This window comes from Mesorhizobium sp. C277A, assembly GCF_040324395.1.
Taxonomy (GTDB): domain Bacteria; phylum Pseudomonadota; class Alphaproteobacteria; order Rhizobiales; family Rhizobiaceae; genus Mesorhizobium.
Window position 1 is genome coordinate 2,566,282 of sequence record NZ_JAMYVW010000002.1, and the last position, 12,304, is coordinate 2,578,585.

General features: G+C 63.1%; 9 protein-coding genes. 5 read left to right on the top strand and 4 right to left on the bottom strand.

Features of this window, described 5'->3' with window-relative positions; genetic code table 11:
* Positions 1-12 precede the first annotated feature (12 nt).
* The 3 genes from NKK52_RS12860 (at position 13) to NKK52_RS12870 (ending at position 5,563) form a co-directional block, all read left to right on the top strand.
* On the top strand, positions 13-2,586 hold the full coding sequence (locus NKK52_RS12860; RefSeq protein WP_023681763.1) for a GcvT family protein: 2,574 nt from the start codon (positions 13-15) through the stop codon (positions 2,584-2,586).
* 84 nt (positions 2,587-2,670) lie between these two features.
* Complete coding sequence (locus tag NKK52_RS12865) at positions 2,671-4,200, top strand: ArnT family glycosyltransferase (RefSeq protein ID WP_023681764.1); 1,530 nt, start codon at positions 2,671-2,673, stop codon at positions 4,198-4,200.
* A gap of 55 nt (positions 4,201-4,255) precedes the next feature.
* Positions 4,256-5,563 carry a M24 family metallopeptidase gene (locus tag NKK52_RS12870; RefSeq protein ID WP_023696460.1) on the top strand — a complete coding sequence of 436 codons (1,308 nt, stop codon included), beginning with the start codon at positions 4,256-4,258 and terminating at the stop codon, positions 5,561-5,563.
* On the opposite strand, the gene NKK52_RS12875 is transcribed toward NKK52_RS12870, so the two are convergent.
* Positions 5,528-6,355, bottom strand: coding sequence for a phosphate/phosphite/phosphonate ABC transporter substrate-binding protein (locus tag NKK52_RS12875; protein WP_023681766.1), 828 nt, complete (start codon positions 6,353-6,355; stop codon positions 5,528-5,530). The two genes, NKK52_RS12870 and NKK52_RS12875, sit on opposite strands and share 36 nt — an antisense overlap.
* Positions 6,356-6,446: 91 nt before the next feature.
* Positions 6,447-7,457, bottom strand: a complete 1,011-nt coding sequence (locus NKK52_RS12880; protein WP_031197693.1) for a fatty acid desaturase — start codon at positions 7,455-7,457, stop codon at positions 6,447-6,449.
* Between the two features lie 223 nt (positions 7,458-7,680).
* On the opposite strand from NKK52_RS12880, the gene NKK52_RS12885 reads away from it, so the two are divergent.
* Together NKK52_RS12885 and bmt are read left to right on the top strand one after the other, a co-directional pair.
* Positions 7,681-8,538, top strand: coding sequence for a helix-turn-helix domain-containing protein (locus NKK52_RS12885; protein ID WP_023681768.1), 858 nt, complete (start codon positions 7,681-7,683; stop codon positions 8,536-8,538).
* Between the two features lie 114 nt (positions 8,539-8,652).
* On the top strand, positions 8,653-9,675 hold the full coding sequence (gene bmt, locus NKK52_RS12890; RefSeq protein WP_023681769.1) for a betaine--homocysteine S-methyltransferase: 1,023 nt from the start codon (positions 8,653-8,655) through the stop codon (positions 9,673-9,675).
* Between the two features lie 8 nt (positions 9,676-9,683).
* Here the strand turns inward: bmt and NKK52_RS12895 are convergent, their stop codons facing one another.
* Positions 9,684-9,950: a hypothetical protein gene (locus NKK52_RS12895; RefSeq protein ID WP_023724232.1), complete on the bottom strand. Its 267-nt coding sequence runs from the start codon at positions 9,948-9,950 to the stop codon at positions 9,684-9,686.
* 240 nt (positions 9,951-10,190) lie between these two features.
* Positions 10,191-12,302: a vWA domain-containing protein gene (locus NKK52_RS12900; protein ID WP_023681771.1), complete on the bottom strand. Its 2,112-nt coding sequence runs from the start codon at positions 12,300-12,302 to the stop codon at positions 10,191-10,193.
* Positions 12,303-12,304: the final 2 nt, after the last annotated feature.

Below are 12,304 nucleotides of genomic sequence, written 5' to 3' on the forward strand. Positions count from 1 at the left end.
GACCTATCTCTCATGAAATCTCATGTAAAAGCGGTTGTCATTGGCGGCGGCGTCGTTGGCTGCTCGGTGCTCTATCACCTGGCCAAGGCCGGCTGGACCGACATCATGCTGATCGAGCGGTCCGAGCTCACCTCCGGCTCGTCCTGGCACGCAGCCGGCGGCTTCCACACGCTGAACGGCGATCCCAATGTCGCCAAGCTGCAGGCCTATACGGTGCAGCTCTACAAGGAGATCGAGGAAATCTCCGGCCAGTCCTGCTCGCTGCATCTGACCGGCGGCGTGATGATGGCCGATACGCCCGAGCGCATGGATTTTCTGCGCCTGGCCCACGCCAAGGGCCGCTATCTCGGCATGGACACCGAGCTGATCACGCCATCCGAAGCCAAGGCGATGTTCCCGCTGATGGACGAGACCAATTTCGTCGGCGCCATGTGGGATCCGGTCGAAGGCCATCTCGATCCCTCCGGCACGACGATCGCCTACTCCAAAGCGGCCAAGAAGCTGGGCGCCGAGATCGTGCTGCGCAACCGCGTCGTCGAACTGACGCAGGAAGTTGACGGCACCTGGAACGTCGTCACCGAACAGGGCACCGTCCACGCCGAGCATGTCGTCAACTGCGGCGGCCTGTGGGCGCGCGAGATCGGCCGCATGGTCGGCGTCGAACTGCCGGTGCTGGCCATGGAGCACATGTACCTGCTCACCGAGCCGATGCCCGAGGTCGAGGAATTCAACAAATCGACCGGCCGCGAGATGATCGGCGTGCTCGACTTCAAGGGCGAGATCTACACCCGCCAAGAGCGCAACGGCATCCTGCTCGGCACCTATGAAAAAGCCTGCAAACCCTGGTCGCCGGTCAATACGCCGTGGGATTTCGGCCATGAACTGCTGCCGCCCGACCTCGACCGCATCGCGCCGTCGCTGGAGATCGGCTTCAAGCATTTCCCCGGCATCGAGAAAGCCGGCATCAAGCAGATCATCAACGGCCCCTTCACCTTCGCGCTCGACGGAAATCCGCTGGTCGGGCCGGTGCAGGGCCTGACCAATTTCTGGTGCGCCTGCGCCGTCATGGCCGGCTTCAGCCAGGGCGGCGGCGTCGGCCTCGCGCTGTCCAACTGGATGGTGCATGGCGATCCCGGCTTCGACGTCTGGGGCATGGATGTCGCCCGCTTCGGCGAGTGGGCCGGCCTGCGCTACACCAACGCAAAGGTGCGCGAAAACTATTCGCGCCGCTTCTCCATCCGCTTCCCCAATGAAGAGCTGCCGGCTGCTCGCCCTGCACAAACCACCCCGCTCTATGACACGATGCTCGCCAACAACGCCGTCATGGGCGATAGCTGGGGCCTGGAGACCCCGCTGTGGTTCGCGCCGAAGGGCAAGGAGCCGAAGGACGTCGTCTCCTTCCACCGCTCAAACGATTTCGGTCCTATCGGCGAGGAAGTGCGCGCCACGCGCGAACGCGTCGGCGTCACCGAAATCGCCAACTTCGCCAAATACGAAGTGTCGGGACCTGCGGCTGAGGATTTCCTCAACCGGCTGATGACCAACCGCATGCCGAAGATCGGCCGCATCGTGCTGACGCCAATGATCAACGAATTCGGCAAGCTGATCGGCGACTTCACCATCGCCAAGGCAGGCGAAGACAGATTTATGATCTGGGGCTCTTCCGCCGCGCAGAAATACCACATGCGCTGGTTCGAAAAGCACCTGCCGAAGGATGGTTCGGTGCGCATCCACCGCTTCGATCAGACGCTCGTCGGCCTGTCGATCGCCGGGCCGAAATCGCGCGACCTCTTGCAGAACCTGGTCGATGTCGACATCTCGACGAAAGCTTTCCGCTTCATGGATTTCCGCGAAATGGCGGTCGGCGGCGCGCCCTGCATGGTCAACCGCATCACCTATACCGGCGATCTCGGCTATGAAATCTGGATGGCGCCGGCCTATGAGCGTCTGGTCTACAAGGCGATCAAGGACGCCGGCGAGGAGTTCGGCCTCGTCGATTTCGGCATGCGCGCTTTGCTCTCCATGCGCCTGGAGAAGAACTTCCCGACCTGGTACCGCGAACTGCGGCCGATCTACGGCCCGTTCGAAGGCGGGATGGACCGCTTCATCAAGCTGGAGAAGAACGACTTCATCGGCCGCGAGGCCGCTGCCAAGGAACAGGCGGAAGGGCCGAAACTGCGCCGTGTCTCCTTCATCGTCGATGCGGCCGACGCCGATGTCATGGGCGACGAGCCGATCTGGGCCAAGGTGGTCGGCAAGGACTATGGCACGGTGGAAAAGCCGCATGGTTATGGCGCGCCGCGCTTCGACATGGCGGGCAAGGAAGTGCGTGGCTCGAAGGCTGCCGAAGGCGCTTCCGCCGTGCGCGGCATCGTCGACGGCGACTGGCGCGTGGTCGGCTGGGTCACCTCGGGCGGTTATGCGCACTATGTGCAGAAGTCGATGGCGCAGGGCTATGTGCCGGCGGCACTCGCCGAGGACGAAAGTGCCGGACTGTTCGAGATCGAGATCCTCGGCCACCGGCGTCCGGCGCGCATCAATGTCGAGGCGCCCTTCGACCCCAGCGGCGAGAAGATGCGGACCTGAAAAGGCGACAGGGAGCGTGAGATCGTGTAAGGGGCCTTCGGCAGTTGGCCGCAGGCATTTTCCCTCGATGAGAAGACGATCCCCTTGCAGTATCTAGAGAAATGGACGGACTGGCTCGGCGAAGGCAAGGTCGGTCCCTTCAACGCCGCACTGGTCTGCGTCGCGGTCTATTGCGTCGTCCAGATCGTGGTGATGGCGCTGCTGTCCCATGTCCTGGGAACCGGTGTCGGCGTCGACGATTCCGAACAGCTGATGTACATGCACTACCTGTGGGCTGGCTATGGCGGCTCGCAGCCGCCGCTCTACACCTGGCTTGCCCGCCTCGTCGCCGTCGTGGTCGGAACGAACATCCTGGCGCTCAAGATCGTGAAGTACCTGCTGATCGGAGCGGCGCTGGCGTCGGTTTTCATCGCTGTCCGCCGCCTGGGCTATTCCAGCCGCGCTGGCGCCGCCGCATTGTTCGGCCTGCTGTTGTTTCCGCAGATGGTGTGGGAGATGCAGCACGCCCTCACCCACTCGATCGCCGCTTTCTGTTTTTCAGTGGTGCTGTTTCTTGCGCTCGTTGAACTGGTGCAGCGGCGTTCGCTGGCCACCTATGTGCTGTTTGGCGTGGCGATGGCCGCCGCCATCCTGTCGAAATACAACAACGCGATCTTTCTCGGCGCGCTGATGCTGTCCACCCTGTCGCTGCGCGAAACGCGCGGCGTCATCCTCAACCGCCGGTTTTCGATCAGCCTTGTCGTGGCGGTGCTGCTTTGCCTGCCGACGCTCTACTGGAACCTGACCTACACCGACCAGTTGCTGTCGCACAGCGGCGGCTTCGGCATGGGCAGAGGAGAAAGCGCCACACAAACCGCATTCTACGGAATGCGCGGACTGGGCAAGGCTATCCTGTATTTCGCCGTGTTGCCGGCCGGCATATTCGTCGCGGCTTTGCTCATCGCATGGAAAAAGCCGGCGCCGGCTCTGCAACCGGCGCCATGGACCGAGAAACTGGTGTGGCGCACCATCGCTTTTGCCCTGGCGATGACCATCGTGCTCGTCCTGGCGAGCGGGACGACGCAATTTCGCGATCGCTGGATGCTTCCCATCCTTGTGTTGCTGCCGGTCGCGCTGGCCTTGCGGATGGATGCCAGAGGCGACAAGGGAAGGAAGGTGCAGGACGTCGTCGTCTTTGTCGGCGCAACGCTTGCCATCCTCGTGCTGCCGGTGACCTGGTACACGCACCTCAATGGCGGCGACAGCCGCGGCAGCATCGTGCGTGTCGACTACCAGTCGCTCTATGGCCAGCTGACGGCAAACGGTCCGGTTCGCACGGCGATATCGAGCTGGCACTGGGTGGGAAATCTGCGTCTTGTCGATCCCGATCTGGTCGTGCTCGACGACGAGATGCCGGACTTCGGCCATTTGCTGATCGAGCCGGCGGTGCTCGTGATGGCCAATGACAAGGAACCTCCCGAGGGCATCCTGCGGGCCTTGAGCGAGGCCGGCTATGTCGCTGACGGCTCGCCGCAGCAGTTGGTCGTTCCGATGCTGTTCGACAGCGAGCCGCCCACCCGCACGCTGACGGTCACGCGGCTGAAGAAAGCGGCCGCGGGCGCAGCGCCACAGTAAGTCGGCAGGGAGGCGTCGGGTGGAGAAACAAGGGTTCGGCCGTCACCGCAAGATCATGCCGTTCGAGCCGGGCTCCGTCGAAGCCTTGCGCGACGCCTCGCGCCAGAAAGCGGCGTCGCTGAACCAGCATGTGCTGGGCTATGGCGCGCTGGCTGAAACCGAATGGCAAGCGGCAGGCATCGCCGCGCCCGATCTTGCCGCTATGCGCCAATACCGGCTCGAGCGCATCCGAGCCGAACTGAGGCGCCGAAACTACGCCGGCGCGCTGCTCTACGACCCCGTCAACATCCGCTACGCCACCGATTCGACCAACATGCAGCTGTGGGTCGCGCACAATCCGACCCGCCACTGCTTCATCGCCACTGAGGGACCCGTGGTGCTGTTCGACTATTTCTCCTGCGAGCATCTGTCCGACCATTCCGGCGTCGTTGACGAGGTGCGGCCGGCAGTGTCGTGGATGTACCTCTATGGCGGTGAGCTGACCGAGCACAAAGTCCGCCGCTGGGCGGCCGGCATCGCCGATCTGGTCAAGGAGCATGGCGGCGGCAACAGCCGCATTGCGGTCGACCACATCAACCCGGAAGGCGTCGAGGAACTCGCCCGGCTCGGCATCTCGATTGGCAATGGCGAAGCGGTGATGGAAAATGCGCGGCTGATCAAATCGCCGGACGAGATCCTCGCCATGCGCCGCGCAATCGTCGCTTGCGAAGCGGCGATGGGTGAAATGGAGAAGGCGCTGACGCCGGGCATTTCCGAAAACGAATTGTGGGCCGAACTCCACCGCGGCAACATTGCGCGCGGCGGCGAATGGATCGAAACCCGGCTGCTTGCCTCGGGGCCGCGCACCAATCCGTGGTTCCAGGAATGCTCGTCGCGGGTGATCGAGGAAGGCGACCTCGTCGCCTTCGACACCGACCTGATCGGTCCCTACGGCTTCTGCGCCGATCTCTCGCGCACCTGGCTTTGCGGCGATGCGAGGCCATCGAACGAGCAGCGCGACCTGTTCCGCATCGCCGCCGACCAGATCGCCCACAACACGCAATTGATGCAGCCCGGCATGTCCTTTCGCGACCTGGTCGAACGCTCCGTGGTGCCGCCGGGAGATTGCTTCCCGGCGCGCTACGGCGTGCTCTATCACGGCGTCGGCCTCGCCGACGAGTATCCAACCCTGCCACATGCCAGCGACTGGACGCCGGACACGCCCGATGGCGTGCTGGAGCCGGGAATGGTGCTGTGCGTGGAAAGCTATATCGGCCGTCTCGGCGGCCATGAGGGCGTCAAGATCGAGGAACAGATCCTGATCACCGAGACCGGTAACGAGCAGCTTTCAACCTACCCGTTGGATGCGAGGCTGCTCGGCTGATCCGGCAAGCGCCTCGCGCAGAGCCTTGAGCGTCTTTTCCGGCGTCGTCCTGGCGGTGATGTAGGGCAGGCCTTTGCGCCTTGCCGTCCAGCCGACGACCTTCACGGCGTTTGCCGCAGGTTCGAAACGCTGCGCCAGCGCCCAGCTCTCACAGTCGATGGCAGCTATATCCGCCTTGCCCTCGGCGACCGCGACGATCGAGCCGCGATGGCCACCGCTTTCGCTGCGCGAGGAAAAGATATCCAGGCTTTCGCCGGCGGCCTGCAGATCGCGCGTCAGCGCGATGATGCCCGACATCGAATCGAGGCTGTTGTAGGTAAAACACTTGCCACGCATCAGATCGAGCGGCAGCAAGGCTTTGCCATCCGCGGGCGAGCGAACCTCCGGTCCCTCGCCCGTCCGCATCACCAGCGCGCTCGAATAGAGTTCGCCTTCGCCGCCCTCGTAAGCGTCGTAGCTCGGCTGGCCGACCACCTGCACATGCTTGCTCAGGCCGAGTTCCATCGGCCCCCAGCAGGTCTGCGCGAACAGCAGCGCCGGATGCAGCCAAAGCTGGTGATGGTCGAGTTCGTCCGGCGGCAGTGTCGCCGGATCGGGCGCGATCAGTCTGCCCTCGGCGTCGTGGATACCGCCCGGCACCGGCGGCAGGTCGCCATTGCGGCGCACGATTGTCTGCGGCCCATCGACGCCCTTGTGCCGAAAAGCATCGCGCAACGCTGCCCATTGCGCGTCGACCTCGCCGCGCACTTCGGGCCAGTCGTACATCGGCAATGCCGCAACCAAATCACTCATGCCGACACTCAATCATCATGGCTCGGGGAAGGATCGCAAAAACGCGGCGTCCAATCAGAATTGGCCGACACGGGTTCGGGAAGTCCGGGGATTATTCCTTCGGCGGCTCGGCCGGAACCGGCGCGCTGCCAAGCCCGCTGATGCTGCGCGCCCTGATGCGCGGCTTGAACGCCCTGCCCGGCTCGGGCTGGCGGCGCAGCACCGGGTGCACGATCGGCTCCTTGGCCTTGAAGGCGTAGGCTTTGATCAGTGCGAAATAGTTCGGATAGGCGTAGCCATTGTTCATCCGCAGCCACTCGTCGCGGCGGTCGGCAAACAGTTTTGGCAGCCTGTACCAGGCAACGGTCGGGGTCTTGTGGTGAACGAAGTGCAGATTGTTGTTGAGGAACAGGAACGACAGCGGCGAGCGCTCGATGATCACCGTGCGTCCTTCAGGGTGCTCGGACCACTGATGTTCGGCGAAAGTCCGGACCGCGATCAGCGACTGGCCGAGCCAGACCGGCACCAGAATGTAGAGCCATACCGGAATGCCGAAGCCGAACTGCACGATCGGCACCACGATGGCGAGGCCGATCGCATGCAGCAGCCATGCCTTGCCGATCACCTTGTCGCCGGCAATCACATGCCTGGCGTCGTCGACGAAGAAACCGATGCAGGACAGCCAGGGGCCGAGAAAGAAACGGCCGGCCATGGTGTTGTTGATCTTGAGCAGGAATTTCATCGTCGGCGGCAGATCGTCATGCATCCACAACGCCTGGTAATAGCTCTCGGGATCGTCGAGCGGATCGGTCAGGCGCTCGTCGGCGTGGTGGCGCAAATGGAGCGTCTTGAAGCGACGGAACGGCCAGACCAGGCCGATCGGCAGGAAGACGAAGGCTTCGTTGATGAGCGCGCTGCGCGTCGGATGGCCATGCAGCACTTCGTGCATGATCGACGACTGCAAGGCCAGGATGAAGCCGAGGAGAAGAAGTGCCGGGGTCGGATAAGAGGGCCAGAGCAGGAGCCCGGCAGCGAGCCACATTCCGTAACAGAAGAAAGCGAGGACCACGGTCGGCCACTCGATGGCCGCTGCGTCGCGTCGCTTGATGCGCTTGCCTGTCATGCTATCGACCACTGTCCCTCAGTCGCCGGAATTGTTCCTGACAGCATAGTGTCAGGAGAAGCGATTCCGCTCAACGAGACAAAGTGTACAAAATGTTGCGATTGCGCATTTTTGACCGCAGATGTTATGCATTGTAAACAACCCTACGGATTCATTTACGCTGGAAGTGCTGATTCGACGGCTCGGGCGCAAATTTTTCCTAAGAGAGTGCGGAGAACGAACAGTGGACAAACGGGACCTTTCGGCAATCTTCCGGGAGCGCCTGAAGCTGCTCCTGACACGGTCCGATCTCAACCAGTCGGCTTTCGCGTCAGCAGTCGGCATCGACCGGTCGGCGCTGTCGCAACTGATGTCCGGCGCCTCGACGCGCCTGCCACGTGCCGAAACGCTGCTCAACATCGCCGCCGAATTCAAGATCTCGCTGGACTGGCTGCTCGGCCTCTCCCAGGATGAAGGCGTCACCGGCGAAATCCGCGAAAGCCTGGAGATCGAAGAGGCGCCCGACGGCTTCGACCGCACGCTGCTCGCCAAATGGTTCGCCGAGGCCGCAGGCACCAAGATCCGCTATGTGCCGGCCGGCATTCCCGATCTCCTGCGCACACGCCAGCTGGTCGACTACGAAGCCAACATCACCAACCGCAGCCGTCTGGCGCAGGCCAGCGAGACGCAGTACCGCATCGAGTACAACCGGCGCCCTGAGACCGACATGGAGGTCTGCATGCCGCGCCATACGCTTGAGATCTTTGCCCGCGGCCTGGGCGTCTGGGACCGCTTTCCCGAGGCTGACCGCCGGCAGCAGCTTGCCCATATGGCGACGCTGCTTGACGATCTCTACCCCACCTTCCGCCTGTTCCTCTATGACGGCCGCATGCGCTATTCCATCCCGCTGACCATCTTCGGCCCTTATCGCGCCGCCATCTATGTCGGCGACATGTATGTCGTGCTGAACGCCACCCAGCCGGTCCAAGCGCTGACCCAGCATTTCGACAATCTGATCCGGGCCGCCGACATCAACCCGCATGAGGCCGCCGCCTACGCGCGCAATCTGGCCGGCGCGTCATTTCCATCGGGTTCTGCCTGATCGCCAACGCCCCGGAAAGGTGCGCCGCGCGGCATTGCAGGTTGCAAACACATTGACTGGACATAAAGACTTCTTTATATCCTTATTCCATTCAAATATCTGAAAGTCGATCCGATGACCGCGAACAATCCCATCGATGCTCTGCTGGCCGAAAAGGGCGTGCTGCTCGCCGATGGCGCCACCGGCACCAATTTGTTCGCCATGGGTCTGGAGGCCGGCGAAGCGCCGGAGTTGCTGAACGAGACAGCGCCCGATACCATCACCAGCCTGCACCAGAATTTCGTCGACGCTGGCGCCGATATCATTCTCACCAACTCGTTCGGCGGCACGCGCCACCGGCTGAAGCTGCACCATGCGCAGGACCGCGTGCATGCGCTGAACAAGCGCGCCGCAGAGATTGCCCGGGCGGTCGCCGACAAGGCCGGCAGGAAAGTCATCGTCGCCGGCTCGGTCGGGCCGACCGGCGAGTTGCTGGTGCCGCTCGGCGCCATGACCTATGACGAGGCGGTCGAGGCCTTCGCCGAACAGATCGAAGGCTTGAAGGAAGGCGGCGCCGAAGTCGCCTGGATCGAGACCATGTCGGCGCCGGACGAGATCCGCGCCGCGGCGCAAGCCGCTATCCGCGTCGGCCTGCCCTACACCTATACCGGCTCCTTCGACACTGCCGGCCGCACCATGATGGGCCTGCTGCCCAGGGATATCCACGGCGTCGCCGACGGACTTTCAGAGACGCCGCTCGGTGTCGGCGCCAATTGCGGTGTCGGCGCCTCCGACATCCTGGCCTCGCTGCTCGACATGACCGAGGCGAAGCCGGAAGCGACGGTGATCGTCAAGGGCAATTGCGGCATTCCCGAATTTCGTGGCACCGAGATCCATTATTCCGGCACGCCGGAGCTGATGGCCGACTATGTCCGGCTGGCGGTGGATGGCGGCGCGAAGATCATCGGCGGCTGCTGCGGCACCTCGTTCCAGCACCTTGCCGCCATGCGCAAGGCGCTCGACGCGCACACCAAATCCGAACGCCCGACCGTCGCGGGGATCATCGAGCGCATCGGTCCGATGCGCAACAAGGTGGCGACGGAAAACACCGCCGAGACCAGCGAAGCCCGCCGCGAACGCCGCCGCAGCCGGGCCTGATATCGAACTTATTCGCTGTTTTCAGCGTAACGCGATAGCGCCGTCGTGAAATCCAGGGCGGTGCTGTCGGCGCTTTCATTCATCGTCACCAGGTCACCCGACGACTGCGGATTGCCGATCTGCTCCAGCATGACGCGAAAGCGGTCATTGGTCAGCGCCGACTTTGCGGTATTCCGGGCTGCGTCGACGTCATCCATGATGCGCCTGGATTCTGGCGACAGCGTTCCCGACGCCTGCGTGTGTCTCACCGCCGGCGTCGTGTTTCCAATGTTCATGATCTGCAATTCCCGGCTCCCCAAGCCCAGTCCCGACCCCATGCAATAATAGCAGGGCATTGCGATGACGTTCCGGAAAAGCCGCGCAATTTAACGATCAGGCGGATCATCTGTGCGCTTCGGATCAATCGATCCGAAAAAAGGCCGGCAGGGTTTCCCCCGCCGGCCTGCCTCACCCGCCCGTAGCCGGTTCCCCGTATCAGAACGACCCCCGTCTGAAAGGAACCGGCTGTATTGCCACTACCGGTTACCGCCGAGCGCCGAGGCAAGGCGCACAAGCGAAAGGAACTCGGACCTGTACCCAAACGGGTCGGCTCCTCGGGCGGCGGTGGCAATCTCCATGATCTTGTCGTAGCCGAACTTCGCGGTCGCATCCTCGTCGCGCAGCTTCTGGCCGAAGGCGGCGACAGCGATGGAGAAACGCTGGTCGGTGCTGGCCTGGTCGAAGGACGCGACCTCGTTGGCCGACGTCACCGGCGTGGTGATCAGCTTCGAGACGTCTTCGTTCGGCAGCTTGTAGCGGATTTTCACGAAGGCATATTCGTCGGCATTGGCGACACCGCCATTGTTGACCGTCGCCTGGCCGTAGCGCAGCGGATCCATCTGCTCGCCGCCACTGCCCTTCGGCGTGATCTCGTAGATGGCGGTCACCGAATGACCGGAGCCGATATCGCCGGCATCGACGCGATCATTGTTGAAGTCCTCGCGGTTCAAGGCGCGGGTTTCATAGCCGATCAGCCGGTACTCCGAGACCTTGTCCGGATTGAACTCGACCTGGACCTTGACGTCCTTGGCGATGGTGAACAGCGTCGAGGAAGCATCCTCGACCAGAACCTTCTCGGCCTCGGCCAGCGTGTCGATATAGGCGGCGGTGCCGTTGCCGTTCTGGGCGATGGTCTGCATCATCTGGTCGTTCAGATTGCCGCGTCCAAAGCCGAACACCGACAGGAAGACGCCGGTCTTGCGCTCCTGCTCGATCAGTCGCTTCAGATCGTCGTCATCGGTCTGGCCGACATTGAAGTCGCCGTCCGTGGCCAGCATCACACGGTTGATGCCGTCCTTGACGAAGGACTGCTGGGCAAGCTTGTAGGCTTCCTTGATACCCGCCTCGCCGGCCGTCGAGCCGCCCGGCTGCAGATTGTCGATAGCGTTGAGGATCTTGTCCTTCTCGGTGACCTTGGTCGGCATCAGCACGGTGCCGGCATCACCGGCATAGGTGACGATCGAGATGGTGTCGTCCGCCTTGAGCTTGCTGACCAGCAGCCGGAAAGCCGACTTGAGCAGCGGCAGCTTGTCCGGCTCATCCATCGAACCCGAGACGTCGATCAGGAACACCAGATTGGCCTTCGGCTGCTCGACCGGCTTGATGTCGAAGCCCTTGATGGCGACGTGCATCAGCTTGGTGTGCCCGTTCCACGGCGTCGGCATGACGCTTACGGTCGAGTTGAACGGCGTCGAAGCCGAGTCCGGACCCTTCCAGTCATAGGGGAAGTAATTGACCATCTCCTCGACGCGCACCGTGTCGGCCTGCGGCAGGTAGCCCTGCTTCAGCGAGCCGCGGACGAAGGAATAGGAAGCGGTGTCGACGTCGATCGAGAAGGTCGAGACCGGATCCTGAAGGGCTGCATGCACCGGATTGGTCTTGAAATCCTCGACGCGGTCGCGGTTTGGCTCCTGCGGCGCTATTTGGTCGGCCGGCATCGTCGAAGGCTGCGCCAGGTACTTGGACTCGGTCGCGCCGGCCATGCGGTCGACCCGCGCGCCGCCGGCCGGAGCAGCGGTGCCGTCAAGCGAAAACTCGCGGCTCTCAACTGGCGCAGGCTCGGCCAACACGCCGCGCCCCAGCGCATCCTGCTGCGCAGGGGCGACAGCAACGGTCGATTCGGGCTTCGGCGGCGCGGGCGGCGTAAGCGTCGTAGTGGTGTCGCGGCTTCGCACATCGGCGTCGGTCTTCTTGTCGCCTTCAGGCGCCTGCTTTTCTTTTACCGGCGCGTTGGTTGCCGGCCCATTGGTTGCCGGCTTGTCGGCCAGCGTCTCAGTGATCTTCTCGTCGCTACCGAACGGCAACGGCTGTTCCCTCAGCATGTGGAAGGTGGCGTATCCGGCGATCGGCAGGGCGACGAGCCCGGCGATGGCTGGCGTGGCGATGAGTTTCTTTTGCATGATCTCGCTCCAGAGCTTTTGTGCTCGCTCTGTGAGACGAAGCCCGCCGACCGAACCTTGGGTGACGGCAGAAATATTTTCCTGATCATAGGCGCGCATGGCGGCTTCGAAGGCGCGTGTCTTCGCGCTCTCGCCCGGCGCCGGTACTGCTGCGTCGCGCAGCCTGTTGAGTTCGTTGTCGTCGACCATGG

Bases quoted from the DNA above. Each gene is read 5' to 3' on its own strand.
- NKK52_RS12860 (WP_023681763.1), top strand. From the start codon at position 13: ATGAAATCTCATGTAAAAGCGGTTGTCATTGGCGGCGGCGTCGTTGGC.
- NKK52_RS12870 (WP_023696460.1), top strand. From the start codon at position 4,256: ATGCCGTTCGAGCCGGGCTCCGTCGAAGCCTTGCGCGACGCCTCGCGC.
- NKK52_RS12875 (WP_023681766.1), bottom strand. From the start codon at position 6,355: ATGAGTGATTTGGTTGCGGCATTGCCGATGTACGACTGGCCCGAAGTG.
- NKK52_RS12880 (WP_031197693.1), bottom strand. From the start codon at position 7,457: ATGACAGGCAAGCGCATCAAGCGACGCGACGCAGCGGCCATCGAGTGG.
- bmt (WP_023681769.1), top strand. From the start codon at position 8,653: ATGACCGCGAACAATCCCATCGATGCTCTGCTGGCCGAAAAGGGCGTG.
- NKK52_RS12895 (WP_023724232.1), bottom strand. From the start codon at position 9,950: ATGAACATTGGAAACACGACGCCGGCGGTGAGACACACGCAGGCGTCG.
- NKK52_RS12900 (WP_023681771.1), bottom strand. From the start codon at position 12,302: ATGGTCGACGACAACGAACTCAACAGGCTGCGCGACGCAGCAGTACCG.